The 22419-nt window shown below is 63.1% G+C and carries 24 protein-coding genes and 1 pseudogene; 13 read left to right on the top strand and 12 right to left on the bottom strand.

Annotated features, from left to right (window positions below; translation table 11 throughout):
• Positions 1-3 precede the first annotated feature (3 nt).
• Complete coding sequence (locus QZW03_RS14960; protein ID WP_296510817.1) at positions 4-330, bottom strand: hypothetical protein; 327 nt, start codon at positions 328-330, stop codon at positions 4-6.
• Between the two features lie 87 nt (positions 331-417).
• On the opposite strand from QZW03_RS14960, the gene QZW03_RS14955 reads away from it, so the two are divergent.
• The 4 genes from QZW03_RS14955 (at position 418) to QZW03_RS14940 (ending at position 4419) form a co-directional block, all read left to right on the top strand.
• Entirely contained in the window at positions 418-1911 is a 1494-nt protein-coding gene (locus QZW03_RS14955; protein WP_296510816.1) for an AMP nucleosidase, read from the top strand.
• Positions 1912-1917: 6 nt separating this feature from the next.
• Positions 1918-2841: an ATP-binding cassette domain-containing protein gene (locus QZW03_RS14950; RefSeq protein ID WP_296510815.1), complete on the top strand. Its 924-nt coding sequence runs from the start codon at positions 1918-1920 to the stop codon at positions 2839-2841.
• Between the two features lies 1 nt (position 2842).
• Positions 2843-3664, top strand: a complete 822-nt coding sequence (locus QZW03_RS14945) for an ABC transporter permease (protein WP_296510814.1) — start codon at positions 2843-2845, stop codon at positions 3662-3664.
• Between the two features lie 143 nt (positions 3665-3807).
• A complete protein-coding gene (locus QZW03_RS14940) occupies positions 3808-4419 on the top strand; it encodes a hypothetical protein (RefSeq protein ID WP_296510813.1) in 612 nt (203 codons plus the stop codon).
• A 21-nt stretch (positions 4420-4440) separates the two neighbouring features.
• On the opposite strand, the gene QZW03_RS14935 is transcribed toward QZW03_RS14940, so the two are convergent.
• On the bottom strand, positions 4441-6042 hold the full coding sequence (locus tag QZW03_RS14935) for a choline dehydrogenase (protein WP_296510812.1): 1602 nt from the start codon (positions 6040-6042) through the stop codon (positions 4441-4443).
• 144 nt (positions 6043-6186) lie between these two features.
• On the opposite strand from QZW03_RS14935, the gene QZW03_RS14930 reads away from it, so the two are divergent.
• Both QZW03_RS14930 and QZW03_RS14925 read left to right on the top strand, forming a co-directional pair.
• Positions 6187-6645 carry a MarR family transcriptional regulator gene (locus QZW03_RS14930; protein ID WP_296510811.1) on the top strand — a complete coding sequence of 153 codons (459 nt, stop codon included), beginning with the start codon at positions 6187-6189 and terminating at the stop codon, positions 6643-6645.
• Positions 6646-6705: 60 nt separating this feature from the next.
• Positions 6706-7134 carry an organic hydroperoxide resistance protein gene (locus QZW03_RS14925; protein ID WP_296510810.1) on the top strand — a complete coding sequence of 143 codons (429 nt, stop codon included), beginning with the start codon at positions 6706-6708 and terminating at the stop codon, positions 7132-7134.
• On the opposite strand, the gene QZW03_RS14920 is transcribed toward QZW03_RS14925, so the two are convergent.
• A complete protein-coding gene (locus QZW03_RS14920) occupies positions 7121-7618 on the bottom strand; it encodes a potassium channel family protein (protein WP_296510809.1) in 498 nt (165 codons plus the stop codon). The genes QZW03_RS14925 and QZW03_RS14920 overlap by 14 nt on opposite strands.
• Before the next feature lie 135 nt (positions 7619-7753).
• Here QZW03_RS14920 and QZW03_RS14915 point away from each other — a divergent pair, with 135 nt between their 5' ends.
• Genes QZW03_RS14915 through QZW03_RS14900 form a run of 4 tightly spaced genes read left to right on the top strand, consistent with a single transcriptional unit; the run spans position 7754 to position 11777 of the window.
• Positions 7754-8503 (top strand): metallophosphoesterase family protein, encoded by a 750-nt coding sequence (locus tag QZW03_RS14915; protein WP_296510808.1) that lies wholly within the window; start codon positions 7754-7756, stop codon positions 8501-8503.
• On the top strand, positions 8500-10017 hold the full coding sequence (locus QZW03_RS14910) for a bifunctional serine/threonine-protein kinase/universal stress protein (protein ID WP_296510807.1): 1518 nt from the start codon (positions 8500-8502) through the stop codon (positions 10015-10017). Before QZW03_RS14915 ends, QZW03_RS14910 begins: the two co-directional genes overlap by 4 nt.
• Positions 10018-10071: 54 nt before the next feature.
• Positions 10072-11124, top strand: a complete 1053-nt coding sequence (locus QZW03_RS14905; protein ID WP_296510806.1) for a serine/threonine protein kinase — start codon at positions 10072-10074, stop codon at positions 11122-11124.
• On the top strand, positions 11121-11777 hold the full coding sequence (locus QZW03_RS14900) for a phosphatase PAP2 family protein (RefSeq protein ID WP_296510805.1): 657 nt from the start codon (positions 11121-11123) through the stop codon (positions 11775-11777). The genes QZW03_RS14905 and QZW03_RS14900 overlap by 4 nt, the downstream gene beginning before the upstream one ends.
• Here the strand turns inward: QZW03_RS14900 and QZW03_RS14895 are convergent.
• Entirely contained in the window at positions 11774-12628 is an 855-nt protein-coding gene (locus QZW03_RS14895; protein WP_296510804.1) for an NAD(P)-dependent oxidoreductase, read from the bottom strand. The two genes, QZW03_RS14900 and QZW03_RS14895, sit on opposite strands and share 4 nt — an antisense overlap.
• Positions 12629-12672: 44 nt before the next feature.
• Between QZW03_RS14895 and QZW03_RS14890 the strand changes: the two genes are divergently transcribed.
• Positions 12673-13518 carry a Rossmann-like and DUF2520 domain-containing protein gene (locus QZW03_RS14890; protein WP_296510803.1) on the top strand — a complete coding sequence of 282 codons (846 nt, stop codon included), beginning with the start codon at positions 12673-12675 and terminating at the stop codon, positions 13516-13518.
• A 15-nt stretch (positions 13519-13533) separates the two neighbouring features.
• Here QZW03_RS14890 and QZW03_RS14885 read toward each other — a convergent pair whose 3' ends face one another.
• The 4 genes from QZW03_RS14885 to QZW03_RS14870 all read right to left on the bottom strand — a co-directional run bounded on the left by QZW03_RS14885 (position 13534) and on the right by QZW03_RS14870 (position 17717).
• Positions 13534-14151 carry an exopolysaccharide biosynthesis protein gene (locus QZW03_RS14885; RefSeq protein WP_296510802.1) on the bottom strand — a complete coding sequence of 206 codons (618 nt, stop codon included), beginning with the start codon at positions 14149-14151 and terminating at the stop codon, positions 13534-13536.
• A complete protein-coding gene (locus tag QZW03_RS14880; protein ID WP_296510801.1) occupies positions 14148-15107 on the bottom strand; it encodes a TerC family protein in 960 nt (319 codons plus the stop codon). The genes QZW03_RS14885 and QZW03_RS14880 overlap by 4 nt, the downstream gene beginning before the upstream one ends.
• 277 nt (positions 15108-15384) lie before the next feature.
• Complete coding sequence (locus QZW03_RS14875; protein ID WP_296510800.1) at positions 15385-16203, bottom strand: phosphatase PAP2 family protein; 819 nt, start codon at positions 16201-16203, stop codon at positions 15385-15387.
• A gap of 5 nt (positions 16204-16208) precedes the next feature.
• Positions 16209-17717, bottom strand: a complete 1509-nt coding sequence (locus tag QZW03_RS14870; RefSeq protein ID WP_296510799.1) for a glycosyltransferase family 39 protein — start codon at positions 17715-17717, stop codon at positions 16209-16211.
• Between the two features lie 72 nt (positions 17718-17789).
• Between QZW03_RS14870 and QZW03_RS14865 the strand changes: the two genes are divergently transcribed.
• Positions 17790-17981, top strand: coding sequence for a 4-oxalocrotonate tautomerase (locus QZW03_RS14865; protein WP_087496029.1), 192 nt, complete (start codon positions 17790-17792; stop codon positions 17979-17981).
• A gap of 28 nt (positions 17982-18009) precedes the next feature.
• Entirely contained in the window at positions 18010-18900 is an 891-nt protein-coding gene (locus QZW03_RS14860) for a class II glutamine amidotransferase (protein WP_296510798.1), read from the top strand.
• Between the two features lie 47 nt (positions 18901-18947).
• Here the strand turns inward: QZW03_RS14860 and QZW03_RS14855 are convergent, their stop codons facing one another.
• The 4 genes and pseudogenes from QZW03_RS14855 to QZW03_RS14845 form a co-directional block, all read right to left on the bottom strand.
• Entirely contained in the window at positions 18948-19526 is a 579-nt protein-coding gene (locus QZW03_RS14855; RefSeq protein ID WP_296510797.1) for a hypothetical protein, read from the bottom strand.
• Between the two features lie 160 nt (positions 19527-19686).
• Positions 19687-20130 carry a VOC family protein gene (locus QZW03_RS17445; RefSeq protein ID WP_366481782.1) on the bottom strand — a complete coding sequence of 148 codons (444 nt, stop codon included), beginning with the start codon at positions 20128-20130 and terminating at the stop codon, positions 19687-19689.
• 12 nt (positions 20131-20142) lie between these two features.
• Positions 20143-21099, bottom strand: a pseudogene (gene gshB / locus QZW03_RS14850) (glutathione synthase); the annotation flags it as partial.
• 50 nt (positions 21100-21149) lie between these two features.
• On the bottom strand, positions 21150-22367 hold the full coding sequence (locus QZW03_RS14845) for a benzoate/H(+) symporter BenE family transporter (RefSeq protein WP_296510796.1): 1218 nt from the start codon (positions 22365-22367) through the stop codon (positions 21150-21152).
• Positions 22368-22419: the final 52 nt, after the last annotated feature.

Genomic DNA, 22419 nt, shown 5'->3' with positions numbered 1-22419 from the left:
CACCTACTCGACCCGGTGCAGCGCGGCGAGGTTGATCAACGCGGAGACGACATCCGGCTTGAACCCCACGCGGTTGGTGTTGCCATCGGAATACCCGCCGTTCAAGATCAGGGTGCGGATGTATTCCACGCAGTCCCGGTGGCCCCAGAACTTCTCAATAGCCAGGGCAATCCGGATATGGTGCTCCGCCACGATGGCCATTTCATGGTCAATGCGGGCTTGCAGGGGGCGCTCATTGAAGGGGAGCGGGCGCGTGTCCAAGTCCTCATCCTCCCACTGCAAAGAGGGGAATCCGGTTTCAGAAAAGCGGGAGTCTTTTGGGTCGTTCACCGGGGAGCTTGTTCATGTCATTTTTCCGACACTTTACTCCATACCCTTTCAGATGGCACGCCCCTTTACAGGCGGCACAATGGGCACATGACCAGTCATCCAAACTTCATTGCTCCCGCCCGTTTTACCGACGCCGCAGCCGCGCTGGCACAGGTGCACGCCATTTATGACCAAGGCATCGCGCACTTGCGCCAAACCATGCAGCGCTTTGTGGCCGGTGAAGAGTTGGGCGGCCATGTGCGCGCTTGCTACCCGCTGGTGCGCATCCACACCGATACCGTGTCGCGCAAGGCTGCCGCCGACATTGCCTGCCTGAGCTTCGGCTTTGTGGCCGGCCCCGGCCGCTTCGAGACCACGCTCACGCGGCCCGACCTGTACCACCGCTATTACCTGGAGCAGTTCCGCCTGCTGCTGCAAAACCACGGCGGCGAGATTGAAGTGGCCACCAGCAACCAGCCAATTCCGGTGCACTTTTCGTTTGCCGAGCACGATCATGTGGAAGGTCAGATGAGCGCCGAGCGCCGCACCCTGATGCGCGATGTGTTCGACCTGCCCGACCTGGCCGCTATGGACGACGGCATTGCCAACGGCACCTACCAGCCCCGACCGGGGGAGGCGCTGCCGCTTTCGCTATTTACCGCGCCGCGTGTGGACTACTCCTTGCACCGCCTGCGCCACTACACCGGCACCGGGCCGGAGCACTTTCAGAACTTTGTGCTGTTTACCAACTACCAGTTCTATATCGACGAGTTCATTGCCTTGGGCCGCAAGGCTATGCAAGACCCTCAGAGCGAATACATCGCCTTTGTGGAGCCCGGCAACATGGTCACCCGCCGGGTCGGCCTGTCCGCCGAAGCCGCAGACGCCTTGGGCAAAGAGCCGCCTCGCCTGCCCCAGATGCCCGGCTACCACCTGGTGCGCGCCGACAACGCCGGCATCACCATGGTGAACATCGGCGTCGGCCCGGCCAATGCCAAAAACATCACCGACCACATTGCCGTGCTGCGCCCGCACGCCTGGATCATGCTGGGCCACTGCGCCGGCCTGCGCAACAGCCAGCAACTGGGCGACTATGTGCTGGCCCACGGCTATGTGCGTGAAGACCATGTGCTGGACGAAGAGTTGCCACTGTGGGTGCCGATCCCCGCTTTGGCAGAAATTCAGGTCGCCTTGGAGCAAGCCGTGGCTGATGTCACCCAAGTGAGTGGCGCCGCGCTCAAGAGCATCATGCGCACCGGCACCGTGGCCAGCACCGACAACCGCAATTGGGAGCTGCTGCCCGACAACCAGCCCCAGCGCCGCTTCAGCCAGAGCCGCGCTGTGGCGCTCGACATGGAGAGTGCCACCATCGCCGCCAACGGCTTTCGCTTCCGGGTGCCCTACGGCACGCTGCTGTGCGTGAGCGACAAGCCCCTGCACGGTGAAATCAAACTGCCCGGCATGGCCAACCACTTCTATCGTGAGCGGGTCGACCAGCATTTGCGCATTGGCATGCGCGCACTCGAATTGCTGCGCAACCAAGGTGTGGACCAGCTGCACAGCCGCAAGCTGCGCAGCTTTGCAGAAGTTGCGTTCCAGTAAGCCACCATGTCCCACCATTTCTTCAAGGTCGAGAACCTGTTCAAGCGCTACGGCGATGCCGTTGTGGTCAACAACCTGAGCTTCGATATTGCCCCCGGCGAGTGCTTAGGGGTTATCGGCCCCAATGGTGCGGGCAAGACCACCACCATCCGCATGTGCCTCGGGCACACCATGCCGGATGGCGGCAGCATCACCGCCATGGGTTTGCCCATGCCGCATGAGGCCATGGCCATCAAGGCTCAGCTCGGTGTGGTGACTCAATTCGACACCCTGGACCCCGACTTCACCTGCGCCGAAAACCTGCTGGTCTACGGCCGCTACTTCGGCATGAAAGATGCCGCCATCAAGGCGCGTATTCCGCAGCTGCTGGAGTTTGCGGCGCTGACCCACAAGGCCAACGCCAAGCCCGGCGAGCTCTCCGGCGGTATGCGCCGGCGCCTGAGCCTGGCACGCGCGCTGGTCAACGACCCCAAGCTCCTGCTGCTGGACGAGCCCACCACCGGCTTGGACCCGCAGGCCCGCCATTTGATGTGGGAGCGCTTGCAGGTGTTGCTGCAACAAGGCAAATCCATTTTGCTGACCACCCACTTCATGGACGAGGCCGAGCGCCTGTGCAACCGCCTGCTGGTGCTGGACCATGGCAAAAAAATTGCCGAGGGCACACCGCGCGATCTGATTGCAGCCCACTTGGAGCCCGATGTCGTGGAGGTCTTTGGCGTCGGGGCACACGTGCTGCTGGAGAGCCCCTTGCGCGCCATGGCCGCGCGCGTTGAGGTGAGCGGCGAGACCGTGTTTTTCTACACGCAGGACTCCACCCCGCTCCTGCAGGCACTCGCGGCTTATCCGCAACTGCGCACCTTGCACCGCCCCGCCAACCTGGAAGATTTGTTTTTGAAACTGACCGGACGCCAGATCCGCGAGGACGCCTGATATGAGCACCGCCCCTTCTCCCTTCCGCCCGCAGAGCATCTGGCGCGCGCCGGAGCTTTCCATGCGTTTTTGGCCCGTTTTTTCGCGCAACCTGCTGGTCTGGCGCAAGCTGGCTATTCCGAGCCTGGTGGGCAATATTGCCGAACCGTTGATGTGGCTGGTGGCCTTTGGCTACGGCATGGGTGCGCTGGTCGGGCAGATTACGGTGAATGGGCAGCAGGTGCCCTACATTTTGTTTTTGGCCAGCGGCTCTATTTGCATGAGTGCTATGCAGTCGGCGTCTTTCGAGGCGCTCTACTCCGCGTTCAGCCGGATGCATGTGCAAAAGACCTGGGACGGCATCATGAACGCCCCCGTGAGTCTGGACAACGTGGTCTTGGCCGAGATGCTGTGGGCGGCCTTCAAGTCGCTGTTCACGGTAACGGCCATCATGGGCGTGATGTTGGGCTTAAGCATCAGCCACAGCCCCAAGCTGCTGGTGGCATGGCCTATTTTGCTGGGTGTGGGCATTACCTTCAGCTGTATTGCGCTTATCTTCAATGCGCTGGCCAAGGGCTACGACTTTTTCACGTATTACTTCACGCTGTTTCTCACGCCCATGATGTTTCTGAGCGGCGTGTTTTTCCCGCTGGAGCAACTGCCCGTGGCGGTGCGCTTGGTGGCCGACTGGCTGCCGCTGTCCAATGCCGTGGCGCTGGTGCGCCCCCTGTTCATGGATCAGTGGCCCACCGATGCACTGCGGCACCTCGCCGTGCTGGCGGCTTATGCGGTGGGGTCGTTTTGGATAGCGCTGGCACTGACGCGGAAGCGGTTTGCGAAATAGCCATGATCCGGTTGCGCCGTTCGTTCTCTGCCGTGCTTCTAGGTTTTGCGGCTCTCGCTTCGGGACTTGCAAGACCTAGCGACGTTCCTTTGGTGACTTTGGATTGGCCGCCTTACTCTGGTGCTATTCCGCAGCAAGGTTTTTTGTCCGTTGTACTCCGGCAAGCCTATGCCACTCAGGGCCACGCCGTTGACATCAAGGTGTTACCGTGGCGGCGCGCCATCAAAATGGCTATGGAGGGGAGTGTCGCAGGCCCCTTGGGGTTCTACTCAGCATCCCAGCTAGAGTGCGCCGAGGCCCAAGGTGTCTTATCCGATGCTATCGGTAGCTTTCAATTCGGTTTGGCACAGCGCACCGGCGGTCTACCGCCTTGGCGTGATTGGACAGACCTTCACGGGAGGCGGATCGGCATTGTTGAAGGGTATGACAATGGCCCCGACATCACTCGCCTTCTAGAGCACGGTCTTCTCATTCCAGATCAAGCGCCCAGTGACCTGTTCAGCCTGAAGAAATTGGAGGCGAACCGGGTGGACTACGTGTCCATTGATCAGCAGGTGTTTGAATACCTGACGCGTAAGCATCAACTGAACGGGTTGCAAATGGCACCCCGCTACACCATGCCAAGACTCCCGCTTTTTGTGTGCTTTAACCGCACCGCTCGAGCAGACGCCATGCGGGCTGTGCTGAATAGTGGGCTCAAGCGAGTGAATGTGCGCAAGATCGCCCAAGACTACCTGCGTTCAAGTAGCCCTTGATCCGGTAGTCGTCAGCACCCGTTAAATGCTTTTATGCTGCGCGGCCTTGATCATGTCGGCCGCCTTCTCCGCAATCATGATGGTGGGTGCATTGGTGTTTCCGCTGACGATGCGGGGCATGATGGACGCATCCACTACGCGCAGGCCTTGGATACCGCGCACGCGCAGCGCGTGGTCCACCACATCCAGCGGGCCGTTGCCCATGCGACAGCTGCCCACCGGGTGGTAAATGGTGTCGGCGTTGTCGCGGATGAACTGTTCAATGGCCATGTCGCTCGTAGCGTGGGCGGACTTGGGTGTTTCGCGCCCCCCCAGTCGCGCTAGCGCGGGCTGTTGCAGCAGAGCGCGCATGCGCTTGAAGCCCCGCACCAGGCGCTCTACGTCTGCGCGGTCGGCCAGAAAGTTGGGGTCGATCAGGGGCGCAGCAAACGGGTCTTTGCTGGCCAGCTGGACGCTGCCGCGGCTCTCCGGTCGCAACAGGCACACGTGGCACGAATAACCATGGCCCAGCACTGTGCTGCGCCCGTGGTTCACCAGCTTGGCAATCACAAAGTGAAACTGCAGATCCGGCGTCAGCTCACCAGCTTGGCTCTTCACAAATCCACCGGCTTCGCCAAAGTTGGTGGTCAACACACCGGTGCGCTGCTTGCGCCACTCCAACACTCCCTTGATGCCGGCAGCCAGCCCTTGGAGCGAGATGCCGAAGCTCTCTTTCAAATCGGGTGCATTCATCACCTGCACCACGTCCACGTGGTCGTGCAAGTGCTGCCCCACCCCGGGCAGGTCGTGCAGGGTAGCAATACCGTTTTCGACCAAGTGTTGGTGCGGGCCAATGCCCGAGAGCATGAGAATTTGTGGTGACTGCAAGGCCCCCGCAGACAGCAGCACCTCTCGGCTGCAGCGCAGCTCTTTCATCACCCCGTCTTGCAGAAACTGCACCCCCACGGCGCGCTTGTGCTCCAGCAGAATGCGCGTGGTGTGCGCCCCGGTAAACACCTGCAAATTGGGGCGCTGCAGGTGGGGCGTAAGGTAGGCCTTGGCGGCACTAAAGCGTTCGCCATGTTTGTGCGTGACCTGAAACACCCCCACACCCTCCTGGCTGGCGCCATTGAAGTCAGGGTTGTGTGTGTAACCTGCCTCTTGCCCGGCCTGCACAAAGACAGGCCCCAAGGGGTTGGGAGTGGTCAGGTCTTGAACATGCAGCGGGCCACCCGCTCCATGAAAAGCGTCTGCCCCACGGGCGTTGTCTTCGGCCTTGATGAAGTAGGGCAACACATCGTCGTAAGCCCACCCGGGGTTGCCCTCTGCGGCCCAGCCATCGTAGTCCTCGCGCTGCCCGCGGATGTAGATCATGGCATTCACCGAGCTCGACCCGCCCAGCACCTTGCCACGCGGCTGGTAGCCGCGGCGGCCGTTCAGCCCCGGCTGCGGAGTGGTCTCAAACTGCCAGTTGGCAGCTCCATTTTTGGCCAGTACGGCCAAGCCGGCAGGGCAGTGGACCAACACACTGGTGTCCGCGGGGCCCGCCTCCAGCAGGGCCACGGTCACCTCAGGGTTCTCGCTTAAGCGAGCCGCCAACACACAGCCCGCCGAGCCTGCGCCAATGATGATGTAGTCGAACACGTGCAGTCTCCTCATTCAGGGTGACGTAAACGTTACCCCATGAGCCCCGGCCATGCCAAGCTGATATTTACCCTTGCTGCCGGCAAAACCCCATTTCTTCAAATTAAATTGCACACAATTAAATTGCTGGCTATAATTCAACCCATGCCAACGTCCCGCACCCTTTCTGCTAACGACGCCGCCCTCCGGCTGGATAACCAGCTGTGCTTTGCGCTCTACTCCACCTCGCTGGCCATGACCAAGCTGTACAAGCCTATGCTGGAAGAGCTGCAACTCACCTACCCGCAATACCTGGTGATGATGGTGCTGTGGGAGCAGGACGGCATGAGCGTCTCCGCCCTGGGCGAGCGCCTCTACCTCGACTCCGGCACCCTCACCCCCCTGCTCAAGCGCATGGAGCAAGCCGGCTTGCTCAGCCGCCAACGCAGCACTGCCGATGAGCGCCGCGTCGAAGTTTTTCTGAGCCCCAAAGGCCGCACCCTGAAAGTGCAAGCCACACGCATCCCCGCCTGTGTGCTGGCCGCCGCCGACTGCCCGCTGGACGAGCTCATAGGCCTGACACAACAGGTGCAGGCCCTGCGCGAGCGCCTGACGACCGCGTAACCCACAACCCCATTACCCACCCCGCTGCAGCACACCGCAGCACTTTATGAAAGAAGCGCCATGAGCAACAAGATCGAGAAAGTCATTTACACCGCCCACGCCACCTCTACCGGCGGCCGTGACGGCACAACCCGCACCTCCGACGGGCTGTTGGACCTGAAGCTAGCAGTACCCAAAGAAATGGGCGGCCCCGGCGCTGGCGTGAACCCTGAGCAGCTGTTTGCCTCCGGCTACAGCGCGTGCTTTATCGGCGCCATGAAGTTTGTGGCGGGCGCCCAGAAAATCGCGTTGCCTGCTGACACCAGCATCAACGCATCGGTCGGTATCGGCCAGATTCCCCAAGGCTTCGGTATTGAAGTGGCTTTGCAAGTCAGTATCCCCGGCATGGACAAAGCCGCCGCAGAATCTCTGGTGGCCAAGGCCCACGAAGTTTGCCCCTACTCCAACGCGACCCGCGGCAACATCGACGTGACCATTACCGTGGTCTGATCCCCTGATCATCCGGCACCACGTTGCCGGACGCGCTCAGTGGTCCAGCCGGCGCCCCTCGCGGGGTGTCGGCTTTTTCTTGTCCGGTCGCCGCTGGCTGCGCGCGTACCTCGCCGCGCAGATGTCGCACCTCCAGCCGCAGCGCGTGGATCTCGCGCATCAACTCCCCCTCCACTTCGCGCTCCTCCACCTCGACCAACATGGCCGCCACCGAGGCGGTTACCAGCGACAACACCGCCAGCCCCATGAGGACCACCACCACCGAAAACGTGCGCGATGCATGGGTGCTGGGCACGATATCCCCATAGCCCACCGTAGCCGCGGTAGTGAAGGCGAGCCACAGCCCGTCGGACAGGGTCTCTGCCTGCGGCTCCAAGGCCCAGAAGCCCAGGCCCCCCATGCCAAGAATCAGCATGCACAGGCCCAGCGAATACAACAGCCCCCGGCGACCGATCACGAGTTTGTGCAGTTTGACTTTGCGCATGATTTCACTTTACGGTGGCGATACAGGCCCGGCTTTGACCTGCATCAATTGACGCTGGGGCGACGCCTTGCAAACTTGCCGTCAGCCGACCAAGGCATGATGCGCCGGAACACAAAGAATAGCGACGGAGACTTGATGAGACTGGCATTGTTGTCCGACATTCACGGCAACCTGCAGGCGCTGGACGCCTGCCTTGCGCATGCGCGCGCCCAGCAGGCGCAGCGCTTTGCATTTCTGGGCGACATGGTGGGCTACGGCGCCCAACCCTCGGAGGTGCTGGACCGCATCATGCTGCTCACCGAGGAGGGCGCTGTTGTGCTCAAAGGCAACCATGACGAAATGGCGGTCAGCCCGCCCCCCGTGCCCAAAACTATCGGCGACAGCACCGCCGAGTGGACCCACCGGCAGCTGAGCGAGAGCCAGCGCGACTGGCTCGATGCCCTGCCCCTGACCTACCATCAGGACAGTGTGTTGCTGGTCCATGCCAGTGTCGATGCGCCCGAACTCTGGCGCTACGTCTACGACCAGCGCAGTGCCACCCAGAGCCTGAATGCCGCCAGCGCCCTACCGGAGGTGCGCTACGTGTTCGGCGGCCATGTGCACCTGCAAAGCCTGTACTACCGCGGGACCGACGGACTCATGAAATTCACCCCCCAGCCCGGGGTGCCGGTACCGGTGCCGCGGCACCGGCAGTGGCTCAGCACCATCGGCTCCGTGGGGCAGCCCCGGGACGGCAAGCCGCAGGCCATGTACGCTTTGCTCGACACCGAACGCCAACAGCTCACCTTCCACCGGGTGCCTTACGACCACTTTGCAGCAGCTACCGCAATCCGCAAAGCCGGCTTGCCGGAGTTCTTTGCACAGCGCCTGGAGGAAGGCCGATGAAACTGCTCGAACCCGGAGAGGTGCTCGACGGCTTTCTGGTCGAAGCCTGCATTCACTCCGGTGGCATGGCCCACATTTACCGCGTGATGTACGCCGACGGGCGGCCCGGCCCGGGTTTCGAGATGGCCATGAAGGTACCCCGCATGACCTCCGGGGACGGGGCCGAGAACATTGTCAGTTTCGAGGTGGAATGCCAGATCATGCAGGCCCTGAGCGGCCCGCACACACCGCGCTTTGTGGCGGCGGGCGACCTGCTTCATGTGCCCTACCTGGTCATGGAATATGTGCAGGGGCGCACGCTGCAACACTGGCTGGACGCGCCGCAACCCCTCGACATTGCCGACATCACCCGCCTGGGTGCTGCAGTCGCGCGGGCCGCGCATGCCTTGCACCAGCAAAACACCGTGCACCTGGACCTCAAGCCCGCGAACGTGCTCCTGCGCGATGACGGCAGCGCCGTGCTCCTGGACTTCGGCCTCTCCTGCCACGCCCATTTTCCGGACCTGCTGGCCGAGCAGCTGCGCAAGGCCGTGGGCTCACCGGCCTGGATCGCACCCGAGCAGGTGGTGGGCGTTCGCGGTGACCCCCGCAGCGATGTGTTTGCCATCGGGGTCATGCTCTACCAGCTGTGCACCGAAGAGCTGCCCTTCGGGGAGCCCCAGACCAACGCCGGACTGCGCCAGCGCTTGTGGATGGACCCGGTCCCCCCGCGCAAGCGCCGCTCCGACGTGCCCGCCTGGCTGCAGGAAGTGGTCTTGCGATGCCTGGAGCCCGAAGCAGCCAAGCGTTACCCCTCTGCGGCGCACCTGGCGTTTGACCTGGCCCACCCGACCCAAGTACACGTGACCCATCGCGGCACCCATATTGAGAGCACCCCTTTCCGCACCCACTTCAAACGCTGGATCAAGGCCGCGGGCATGCACTACCAGCCCAGCCCCTTGCCCTCGCAGCAACTCGAAGAAGTGCCCATCGTCATGGTGGCCGTGCCGTACAAAGATGCCAGCGACGCCACCCTCTACAGCCTGCGGCAGGCCGTTGCGCGCTCCTTGGGCACCCGACCGGGGGCGCGCCTGGCCTGCGTGACCGTGATCTCCGGCAGCCAGACCAGTGCCTCTGACGAAGACCGCAGCGAAACCAGCGTTCACCGCCGCTACCTGACCGCTATGCGCCAATGGGCGCAACCGCTCGACCACCCAGGGCACCAGATGTCCTGTCATGTGCTGGAGAGCGGCGATGTCGCGCAAGCCCTGCTGGACTACGCACGGGGCAACAACGTGAGCGTGATCGTCATGGGGGCCGCCACCCATGGCCTCAAAACACAGCGCTTTGTGGCCACCGTGCCGATCAAGGTAGCGATGGACGCACCGTGCACCATCATTCTGGTCAAGCAAGCGCTGCCCTTCGAACACCTGGGCGACGACAGCCCCGCTGCGAGCGCCGGAGGCTACTCGGACTCCGACGCCGAGTCCGGGCGACTCTCCGGCTACGGCGACGACCTCGGCCCCTTAGGCTGAACGGACTGCACCCGGCACCTGCAACACCGTGCCAATGCGGGGGACAATGCCCGCATGACCCACCCCACTGCGCACGGCGCTGCCCACCCCTTTGAAACCCTGACGCCGGACGTGGTGCTCGACGCGCTGGACAGCGTGGGCCTGCGCGGCGATGGCCGGCTTACCGCGCTGTCGTCGTACGAAAACCGCGTCTACCAGGTGCAGCTCGAAGACGGCGCGCCGGTGGTGGCCAAGTTCTACCGGCCCGAGCGCTGGAGCAAGGCCCAAATTCAGGAAGAGCACGACTTTGCCGCCGAGCTGATGGCGGACGACATACCCGCCGTCGGCCCCCTGGTGTTCCAGGGGCACAGCCTCCACGAATTCGAGGGCTTTAGCTTCAGCGTGAGCCCGCGCCGCGGCGGGCGGCCACCGGAGCTGGACGACGGCGAGGTGCTGGAATGGATTGGCCGCTTTCTGGCGCGCATCCACACCGTCGGGGCGCGGGCCCCCTTTGTGCACCGCCCGGCGCTGGATGTGCAAACCTTCGCCGCCGAGCCCATGGAGTGGCTGCTGTCCCACGACATGGTGCCGCTGGATGTGCAAACCCTGTGGAGCAAGCGCTGCCAGGAAGCTATCGATTTGATAGCTGGTCGCGCAGACATGGAGCGGGCTAGAGGCCAAAACAAGACCAATTCGAGCGGCATACGCCACCTCCGTCTGCACGGGGACTGCCACCCCGGCAACATTCTCTGGACGCCCACCGATGTGGCGGCCAGTGCAGGCCCCGGCCCGCACTTTGTGGACCTGGACGACGCCCGCACCGGCCCCGCGGTGCAAGACCTCTGGATGCTGCTCAGCGGTGACCGCCAGCAGCAAACCCGGCAGCTGGGCATGCTGGTGGACGGCTACGAGCAATTCCGCGAGTTCGACCGCATGGAGCTCGCCCTGATTGAGCCCCTGCGCACCTTGCGCCTGATTCACTACAGCGCCTGGCTGGCCCGGCGCTGGAGCGATCCGATTTTCCCGGTCAACTTCCCGTGGTTCGGCACGAGCGACTACTGGAAAGGCCAGATCCAGATGCTGGAAGACCAGATCGAGGCCATGAACGACGCCCCCCTGATCGTATGAGCGAGACCGCGAGCAACCCGCCGATTGCGCCGCTGTGGTGGACGGTGACCCACTTCGGCTCGTCGAGCCTGCTTCTTCCCGCATTTGTGTTGGTCGCATTCGGGCTGTGGCGCAGTGGTGCCCATGCCGCCGTGCGGCACTATGTGCTGGCCATGGCGGGCGCGGTGGCGCTCACGGTCACGAGCAAGTGCTTGTTTTACGGCTGGGGCATCGGCATCGCCGCCATCGACTTCACCGGTGTGAGCGGCCACGGCCTGCTGGCCGCAGCCATTCTGCCCCTGCTGCTACGGGGCTTGCCCGGCCGCTGGGGGCACGATGTCGGTGCCCCGCTAGGTGCGGTGCTTGCGCTCTTGGTGGGAGTCTCGCGGGTGGTGGTGGGCGCGCACAGTGTGAGTGAGGTGGTCGCCGCTTGGCTGCTCGGGCTGGCAGTCAGTCTGCCGGTAGTGCGGCGCTTGGAGAAAACACCCTTGCGGCATCCGGCTTCGCGATGGGCGCCTTGCTTGCTCGTGCTGGCCTTGAACACCAGCACCGCGACCTATCTGCCAACGCACGCCCTGGAGGTCCGGATTGCGCTGTGGCTCTCCGGCAAGGTTCAGCCGTTTCGGCGGCACCAGCTGCACCAAGCAGCGCCGGTGCCTGGAGCGACCCGCTAGCCCAGCACCTCGCTCACGCCAAAGCGCGGCGCATAGCCCAGGAGTCGTGCAGCTTTGGCGTGGGAAATCAAGGGATCGGTACCGCCAAAGCCAGCGGCAAACTCGGTGACTTCCGGCCAGAACTCGGCCATCAGCGCACGGCCGTCACGGCTCGTCCAGTTGTGCGGGCCGGTGATGAAAAAGGCTTCGTGTGAGTCTTCCAGATCGACTTCCAAGGCCAAGCGGTGCGCGGTGGCAACATCGCGGGCGTCTACAAAGGTCCAGATGTTTTTGTACCAATTGGGGTACTCCGCCACGAGCGAGCGGTAGAAGGGGCGCTGCGCATCGTCGGGCAGCCAGACCCAGGGCATACGCAAACACACGGTTCGCATGCCGTACCGGTCCGAATAGGTCTTGCAGACTTGCTCACTCACCACTTTGCTCAGGCCATAGGGGTCTTGCGGGCGGGCGGGGTGTGCCTCGTCCACCGGGATGTACAAGGGCGCCAGCCGGTGCGCCGCAAAGGCAAAGCCCATGGTCGACTCGCTGGAGGTAAACACCACTTTGCCAATGCCATGCCGGGCGGCGGCTTCGAGCACGTTGAAGGTGCCGTTCACATTCACATCAAACACCCGCTTGGCCGGGTCGCTCAGCGGGTGCGGAATGCCCGCCACATGCACCACCGCGTCATAACCGGCCATGGCCTGTAGCACCGCATCGAGCTGCAACACGTCTACGGCGTGGTGGGTCACATCGCTGCGGACGGGGGCCGCCAAGTCCAGCACCCCTACGGTGTACCCGTGCTGCACCAGATCGTCCACAATGTATTTGCCGACGGCACCCGTGCCGCCTGTAACCAGAATTTTTTTCATGGCGCCATCGTAGCGGCGCCCACCGTTCCCGGAGTGAATCGCGCGTGACAACCCTGAACCTGATAGGTGCCGGCCGGGTAGGCCGCACATTGGCCACCCTGTGGGCACGGCATGGCGTGTTCGAGATTCAAGATGTGCTGACCAGCAGTGCGGGGAGTGCACAGGCTGCCTGCGCCGCTATCGGGGCGGGCACGCCCGCTACGTCGTTGCACGCCATGCGCCCCGCCGAGGTGTGGATGGTGGCGGTGCAAGACGCCCGCATTGCCGAGGTGGCGACCGCGCTGGCAGACAGCCACAATGCGAAGGGTGCACAGGGTGAAAAAGGCGCAAAGGGCGCATACCCCATCGTCTTTCATTGCAGCGGCACCCAACATGCCGGCAGCCTGCAGCCCCTTGCCGACCTAGGCTGGCGCACGGCCAGCGCTCACTGTATTTTGAGTTTTGCGGATGTTGCCGTGGCGGTGCAACAGTTTGCGGGCACCGCCTGTGCGCTGGAAGGCGACGCTTCGGCCTGCGACACCTTGGAGCGGGCCTTCAGCACCCTCGGTGCGCAATGTTTCGGGGTGGCCAGCGACGACAAAGTGCTCTACCACGCAGCCGCTGTGTTTGCGACCAACTTTCTGCCGGTGATTCAGTCAGTTGCAGAAGCGGCCTGGACCCGCAGCGGTGTGCCTGCCCACCTGCTGCCCGGCCTGCGCGCCACGCTGTTGCGCAATGCGGTGGACAACATCACCCGCCTCGGGCCTGCCGGGGCACTCACCGGCCCGGCGGCCCGCGGGGATGTGGCTGCCATCAGCCGGCAAGCGGCGGTGGTGGACCGCTGGGATGCGCCCAGCGGCGAGGCATATCGCGCCCTCAGCGCGCTCGCTCTGCGCTTGGCAGGGCACTGAGCGCGGCGTTCCCCGTCATGGGGAGTGCCACGGCAGGGCGGCCCAGAGCTCAGGGGCCCAGTGCGCTGCACCGCCCACCACAGCTGCCAGCACTACTAAGAGCACCACGGCCAGGGCAACGCCTGTCAGTATTGCCAAGCCGTCTTCAAACACCAGCCCCAAGCCAATGAGCAACAGGGCGGCTGCGGGTACGACATTGCCAAAGGGAATCGGCAAAAAGATCACCATCGCCATCAACGCCACCAGCGGTGCCAGCCAGACACGGTGCGATGGCTGCAGCCACCACCCCATGCGAGCCCGCATCACGCGGGAGGCGCGCTCATACAGCCACGCGAGGGTGTGTAAGGCACGTCGGGCCATGGCAGGGGACAACTGAAAACGCCCCACGGAGCGGGGCATGACCAAGCGGGGGTAGTAGCGCCAGATCATCCAGGCCACCATCGCCATGCCGGTAGACAGCAGCATGCCGGCTCCGGGCACCGGCAAGAGACAGGGCACCGCCAACACCACCAACAAAGCCCCGGGGCCTGCACGACCGTGCAGACGGAACAACTGCTGGAGGCTGAGCGGGCTCTCCTGGAGCCCGGCCGCCGCCGCTCGCAGGCGCTGAGCCTGACTGAGCGGGATGGTCATGCGTGCTCTTCGGTTTTGCTGGTGCGCACGCTGAGCCACATGGTGGCCGCCAAAATGCCGATCACCACACCCAGGGACACGCCCACAGGAATCTTGTAGATGTCGATCAAGCACATCTTGGTACCGATGAACACCAGGATCACCGCCAGACCGTAGTTGAGCAAGTGGAACTTGTTAGCGACAGCAGCCAGCAGGAAATACATCGCACGCAGACCCAGAATCGCAAACACGTTGCTGGTCAGCACGATGAAGGGGTCACTGGTGATCGCGAAGATCGCAGGAATCGAGTCCACCGCAAAGATCACGTCGGTCAGGGCCACCAAGCAGATCACCATGAACAAGGGGGTTGCGATCTTCTTGCCGTTTTCCACGGTCCAGAATTTTTCGCCGTCGTAGTGCTTGCTCACGGGCAGGATCTTGCGCAGCAGCTTCAAGGCTGGGTTGTCATCCAGACTGGGCTCTTGGCCAGCAGCCCACCACATCTTCACACCGGTGAGGATCAGGAACGCGCCGAACACATACAAGATCCAGTGGAACTCAGCCAGCAACCAGCCGCCCACCAGAATCATGATGGTGCGCAACACAATAGCACCGATGATGCCGATCATCAGCACCCGCTTCTGGTAGTGCGTGGGCACCGCGAAGTAGGTAAAGATCAGGAGGAACACAAAGATGTTGTCCACCGCCAGCGACTTCTCGATGAGGTAGCCGGTCAAGAACTCCAGGGACTTGGTGTTGGCGATTTCGGTCGAACCGGTGCTGTCTTTGACCGCCCACCAAAACAGACCATTGAACAAAAAGCTCAAGGCAATCCAGACGAGGGACCAGTTGAGCGCCTCTTTGACGCCGATGTCGTGAGCGCCCTGCTTTTTGAGGACGACAAAGTCAACGAAGAGCGACACCAGAACGATGCCGACGAAGGTGGCCCATAGCCACAGGGGAGCAATTGTTTGCATAAGCAAGACCTCGAAATGGTTGAAACATTCCCTGTAGGTCTTGCGGGAGAGCGCACTGTTGGCGCCTCTGCATGCTCCGGCCGGGACGGTAAAGACCGCCTGCGACGTACTGACGAAACATGCAAACCCGGCACCTGCGCACCGGGATTGCTACTCCCCTATAGGTGGCCGGATCATGGCAGAGGAGTACAAGTCCCTGAATTGCATCAGGGCATTCAAGGCAAAATGTGCTATTTAATTGATAGCTAATTGCGCAATAAACACCAGGGCTAGTGCCCTATTTCTCTTTAAACATCGAACGCCATGCCGCACGTGCATAGGCAAGAAGACTGAGCACGGCCACGACCGCCAGCACCTGCTGGTACACATGATTTTCCGGAAAATCGAGCTCTTCGGTGACGAGGTGGTAGACCGACAGTGCCACCAAGACCGCGGCGAGCCGCAAGCCCCAGGCACCGGTTGCAAACTGCCGCTCGCTCAGGCGACTCCACAGCTGGTGACCCAACAAGCCGGACAAAATTCCCAGACTCGCACCGACTGCCACGTCCCCGGGCCAATGGGCTGCTACCGCAATCCGCGACAAACCTGCACCGGCTGCCAGCACCCACAGCAACCAACCGAAGCGCCTGCGCTGGACCGGTGTGAGCGCGTAATAAATACCGGAAGCCACCGCAAAAGCAGTCAAGGTGTGACCGGAGGGCATGGAGACGTTGTGCAAGAGCTCGCCCACCACCCGCATTTGCGCAGGGTCCAGCACGGCCGCCGGGCGCGGGCTCTCGATGAAAAACTTTCCGGTGCGGGCAAACAGCACCGCAAAAGGGGCTGCGCACAACCAGGCCACCATCAGGCGGGGGGCCAGCACCAGCAAGGGTGCGGTCACCGCCAGCAAGCCCCAACCATTGCCCAGCAAGGAAAGCCCGGTCCAGAACTCCGCCACTACCGGAGCACACCAGCGGTTGACTGCCATGAAAAAGGCCGGCTCCCAGATCTGCAGCCACAAGGGCGCACCGAGCACAAAAATCACCACCGGCCACCACCAGCTGCGGGAGGCGACCGGGCTGGCCAGGGCGTGGGGAGTGGTGGGGGCAGGCAGCATGGCGTTCAGTCGGAAACAGTGGGCGCGAGTGTAAGGCGGGGTTGCGGTGTCGCACCGGCCCAACCCCGGCAATCGTAGAAACGGAAGCGGGCCAGTGGCATGCCGAGGTGCGCCACCGGCAGGTCGTCGAGCAGCGCACAGCTGGCAAAGCCGTGCGCCCCGACCGGCGGCTCATAAGCCATGTGCGACCAGTCCACCAGTAACACACCTTCGCCGGGGGGCAAAGAACCACTCCACAAGGGGAACTGGGACTCCCCTTCTGCCAGCACAAACAGGGGCAGAGGCCGGGCGTACCAGCCCAAGCGGCTGCCCAGTGTCCAGTTCTGCACCGCGACCCGGGGGAGCCCTTGCTGTGCCGCCAGCGCTCGGGCGCGGTCACCTGCCGTATCCCATCCATGCAGGTCCGCAAACGGGTTGGGCTGCGGGGCCACCGCCGCATCGCTACGGGGCACCAGCGGCCAACCGGCCGTGCCCATCAGGCCCAGCAACGCCAAGCACACCACGCCCTGCAACACCGCCAGCCCTGCGACTGTGCGACGCGCCCCGTGCCGCCAAGCGAGCGCCAGCCCCATTCCGGCAAAAGGCGCCAGAGCGACCCATGCAGGTGCGGTCCAATGCGGCAAAGCAGTTCCACCACCGGCCATGTAGGTGAAGATGGCAAAGGGCACTGCGAACAACGCAGCCAGGCTCCGCAGGTCGCGGGAGGCCGTGCGCCACCCGGCCACCGCCCACCCGAACAACGGGCCGAACACCACGAGCTGCGTCAGCACAAAGCGCAACACATGCTCGGCCTGCCAGACGCTGCCTTTGCCATGCGCCAGTTGGTAGGCAAACGAGCTCCAGTCGTTCTGAGCATTCCACACCAGCACCGGACTGATCAACACCGCCGCGATCGCCATGCCGCCCCACAAAGCGGGCAGGCGCAACACCCGCAAGCCCTGGGCGCGCACTACACAGAACCCGATAGCGAACGCGGTAAACACCGCGGTGTACTTGGCCAGCCCCGCCAAGCCCAGCAACACGCCCATCACCCACCAAGGCGCGCTGCGGCCCATGGCGCCGGCTTGCATCAGGGTCCAGGTCTGGTGCATCAGGGCCACCGTCAGCAACATCAGGAGCGTGTCCGGCAACAGGCCGATGCCCAGCACATGCACGAGGGGCGCGAGCGCCAAGGCCAGCACGGCGGCCAGGGCCGCGCGATCCGCCGACCCATGGCCCGCCCACAGCCGCAAGGTCAAGCGGTGAACACCCCACACCGTGAGCAGCCAGCACAGACCCGGCACCAGGCGCAACACCGCCACCGGCGCATCCAACGCGACCAGCGGAATCTGCACCCACCCCACCAGCGGAGGGTGGTCAAAGTAACTCAGTGCCGGATGGGCCGCATACAGCAGGTAATGGGCCTCGTCGACCGACAGGCCCAACACAGCGCCCCACACGGCATGCAACAGAAAAACCAGCCACAGCAGCCGGTGGGCGCTTGTGTGCTTGGAGGGAGGGAACAAAAATTGCAAGGGACGAGTCGGAGGAAAATACGAAGACTCGCAGTCTAATCTGCGCGCCCATATCCCCTTTGAAAGACCACCATGCCCACCTACCACGTTGAAATGTTTGAAGGCCGCTCCCCCGAGCAAAAGAAGAAACTGGTGGAAGAAGTCACCCGGGTAACGGCCGAGACGCTGGGCTGCTCGCCCGAGGCGGTGGACATCATCATCACCGAGGTCAAGCGCGAAAACTGGTCCACGGGCGGCAAATTGTGGTCGGAACCCCGGACCTGATCCCCGAGCTGGAGAGTAAACTGTTTCCATGTGCCAACTGCTAGGAATGAACAGCCGTCTACCGGCCAGCCTGACGCTGAGTTTTACCGGTTTTTCGCAGCGCGGCGGCTGCACGGACCACCACTCCGATGGCTGGGGCATTGCCTTCTTCGAAAGTGAAGGCGACAAGCCCGGCAAAGCTGCACGGCACTTTGTGGACAAAGAAAGCGCCGCCACTTCGCCGATTGCGAAGATGCTCAAGTCCTACCCGATCAAGAGCCACAACGTCGTAGCCCATGTGCGCAAGGCCACGGTGGGTGCGGTCACGCTCGAAAACTGCCACCCCTTCACCCGCGAACTTTGGGGGCGCTACTGGGTGTTCGCCCACAACGGCGACCTCAAGGAATTCAATCCCCCGCTGCACGGCAGTTTCAAGCCCGTGGGCAGCACGGACAGCGAGCTGGCATTCTGCTGGTTGCTGCAGGAGCTCAATAAGTCGCATGTCACCGTGCCCTCGGTCGAAGAGCTGACCAAGACCTTGTCCGAACTGGTGCCCCGGATTTCCCGGCACGGGACTTTCAACTTTTTACTCAGCAATGGTCAGGCGCTCTGGGCCCACGCCAGCACCAAGCTCTGCTATGTGTTGCGCCAGCACCCGTTCCCCGAGGTGCAGCTCAAAGATGAAGACGTGACAGTAGACCTCTCCGACCTGAACGGCCCGGAAGACCGGCAAGTGATTGTGGTGACCGAGCCCCTGACGACCAACGAAGCCTGGGTCGCCATGGAGTCCGGCGAGTTGCAGGCGTTTGCAGAAGGTCGCCCGCTGACCCGCGCTCTGTGCAAAACCACCCTGACGCCGGTTGCGGCAGCGGCGGCTGCACAGCGGGAAGCGGAAGAGGCTGCCAAAGCCGCAGCCCTGGCAGCCTCTGCTGCGTTTTGACAACCGCTTAGCGGGCCTGCGGCACACCGGCCGCGCCCGCCGGGCACTCAGGGCTTGCAGCCGAACTGGCCCTTCTTCATATTTTCGAAATAGCTCAAATCACCGCTGCACACGGGTTTGGTCGCGGGCAAGGCGGTTCCTGGCTTCGCTGCGCACGTAAATGCGCCGGTTTTCGCATTGAGCTTGCCGGACAACTTCCACGGCTTTTCACACACCTCTACAGCTTTCATGGCCGCCGGAGCGGCCGGGGCCGCAGCTTTGGCAGCACCGGTCACGGTAATGTCTACAGCCCGCTCTGGGCCACCACAGTTCGGGTGATTTTGAACATTCTTGCCACCCAGCGTCACGTGGTAGGAGCCCGGCTTGTCATAAGTGCGGGTGATCACCAAGGGCACGGGGGTGCTGACGTCGCTCACGGCATCTTTGAAAGTGCCATCCCCGAAGCCCACCACGAAGCCACAGTAGTTGGCGTTGATGACGTCGATATTGGCCGTAATAGTGACAGGCTCGCCCACCTTGACGGCGGTAGACGATGCGGTGATTGCACCCAGCACTTGGGCTTGGGCGGCACCGGTCAACAGCAGGCCGGCGGCGAGCAAAGCAGAGGCAAGAGTACGTGAAGTCATGGCGGGTGGTCTCCTTGGAATGATTCGGGCCGCTACACCCCGATGGGCAGCAGGCCACGAGCGCATTGTGTGCCCCGATAGCCGTCTGCGCCAGCACCGCCACCGCAACCAGCACTACAAAGGCTGCAATGTGTGAACTAAGTCGGCCCGAGGGGGTGACTTACTTGGCAAACAAGCGACCGATGTCCGAGAACGCTTTGACCTCGATAGCGTTGCCCGAGGGGTCCAGGAAGAACATGGTGGCCTGCTCACCGGGCTCCCCCTTAAAGCGGATGTAGGGCTCAATCACGAACTCCGTGCCCTGCGCCTGAAGGCGGGCGGCCATGGCCTCCCAGGCAGCCATCGGCAGCACGATCCCGAAATGCCGCACGGGCACACCATGGCCATCCACCGCACTGCGGGCGGCCGTACCGCATTCGCCGGGTGCCAGGTGAGCCACGATCTGGTGACCGTAGAAATTAAAGTCAATCCACTCGGGTGAGCTGCGTCCTTCCGGGCAGCCCAAGGTCACGCCATAGAACTGGCGCGCCGCTGCTAGGTCGTGCACCGGGAACGCCAGATGGAAGGGCGACAGCGGGGTCGGGTTGCTGGCCGGTACCGGCATCACCGCGGAGCGGGCTGCCACCGCAGCCTCCAGCGCGTCGATAAACATAGCCGGCACATCGAAACCGGTCTGGTCGAAAATTTCTTGGAAACAGGTCGGGCTGGTTACGTTGATTTCCGTGAGGCTGTCACCAATGATGTCCAGGCCGACCAGCAACAAGCCACGCGCGGCCAGAGTCGGCCCCAGCGCCTCGGCAGTCGCGCGGTCACTGTCGGTCAGGGGCTGGGCGACCCCTTTGCCACCGGCTGCCAGGTTGCCGCGCACCTCGCCACCTTGGGGAATCCGTGCCAGGCAATACGGCACCGGTTTGCCGCCAATCACCAGCACCCGCTTGTCCCCCTCGCTGATCGCCGGCAGGAACTTTTGCACCATCAGGGTCTGGGCGCCGTCTTTGTTGAGGGTTTCAATGATGCCTCCCAGGTTCAGGCCATCGTCCTTCACCCGGAAAATACCCATGCCGCCCATGCCATCCAGGGGCTTCAAAATAATGTCGCGGTGCTCGGCGTGAAAGCGACGCACATCGTCGGCATCCCGCGTGACCAGGGTCGGGCCGATGAACTGCGGGAACTCCAGAATCGCCAATTTCTCGGGGTGGTCGCGCAGGGCACGGGGCTTGTTGAACACCTTGGCGCCCTCGCGCTCCGCCTGCTCTAGCAAATGGGTCGCGTAGAAAAACTCGGAGTCAAACGGCGGATCTTTACGCATGATCACGCAATCAAAGTCCTTGATGGCCTGAGGCCGCTCGTCGGGCTTGCGCTGCGCTGCTGTGAACCAGACATCGGGGTCGCTGGTGAGCGTGATGTCGCGCACATACGCCGTGACCTGCCCGCCGCGCTGCCACATGATGTCTTTGGGCTCACAGGCGCTGATGCGGTGTCCGCGCTTCTGGGCCTCGCGCATCATGGAGAAGGTGGTGTCCTTGTAGATTTTGAAGGACTCCAGCGGGTCGGCCACGAAAAGAATGTGCATGCTGTCTCTTTGCAAAAAGTAGGGATGCTGCGGTGCGGCACCGGGGCCCGTCAAGCCTTGCTTGGAGGCACTCGACCAGTATGTTGCACCAAAAGTGCCAACACCCCCGCCACCACCCCCCAAAAGGCCGAGCCCACACCGGCTATTACGACGCCGCTGAGCGTGACCAGAAAAGTAATCAACGCCGCTTCGCGGTTGCGCTCGTCTTGCACGGCCGTGTGCATGGCGCCACCGATAGTTCCGAGGAGGGCCAGGCCGGCAATGGCTGCCACCAGCTCTTTGGGGAAGGCGGTCAGCACCCCGGTAATGGCAGCCCCGAAGAGGCCGATCACCAGATAAATGGCGCCGCACGACGCAGCTGCGGTATAGCGCCGTTCAGGCTGCGCATGCGCCTCCGGCCCCATGCAAATGGCGGCGGTGATCGCGCTGAGATTGAGCGCGAAGGCACCGAAAGGGGCCAACACCAGCGTCATCAGCCCTGTGAGGGTAATGACTTTGGAGACAGGGATGCCCGCATCTCCCCCCTGCGCGCGGCGGTCGGCAAAACCGGCCGCCTGAATGGCCGCCACCCCCGGCAGATTCTGGGAGGCCATGGTCACCACAAAGAGCGGCAAGGACATGCTGATGAAAGCCGCCAGCGAAAAGGCGGGCGCGACCAGCACCGGCGTCGTGAAGCCAAAATGGATGTTGGCCGGCGCGAACTCTGCGCGGATAGCTACAAAAACAATAGCAACCAGCAAGGTCAAAGGAACCGCATAGCGCGGCGCCATGCGCTTGCCCAAGAGGTAGGTCACCAACATCAAGCCCACGAGAGGCACCGCAGTTTGCGCTGCGGCAAAGCCCTGCAAGCCGAAGCGGGCCAGAACCCCCGCTAAGAGCGCCGATGCCAGGGACAAAGGGATTTTGTTCATCACCCGCTCGAACCAGCCTGTGGCGCCCGCCACCGTGATCAGGAGCGCGCACAACATGAATGCGCCCACCCCATCGGCCATGGTGAAGCCCCCTGCCGTAGCCGCGGTGGCCAGTACCGCGGCGCCCGGTGTGCTCCAAGCCACCATCACCGGCTTTTTGAGCCACAGGGAGGGCAGCAGGGTACACAGTCCCATGCCGATACCCAGCGCCCACATCCAGGAGGCCACCATGTCCGGCGTGGCCCCCAGTGCTAGTGCCGCTTGAAAGACGATGGCCACCGAACTGGTAAAGCCCACCAACACCGCTACAAAACCGGCCGTGAAGGCTGAGAGGCTCAGGTCTTTGAAAAAATGCATGGCTGCATTGTCAGCGATGCGAGCCTCACTCCGCGCGTCGGCGCGGCGTGAG

It is taken from the genome of Rhodoferax sp. (assembly GCF_013297935.1).
Classification (GTDB): domain Bacteria; phylum Pseudomonadota; class Gammaproteobacteria; order Burkholderiales; family Burkholderiaceae_C; genus Allorhodoferax.
The sequence above is the reverse complement of the archived record's forward strand: the minus strand, read 5'-3'. Positions and strand labels throughout refer to the sequence as shown.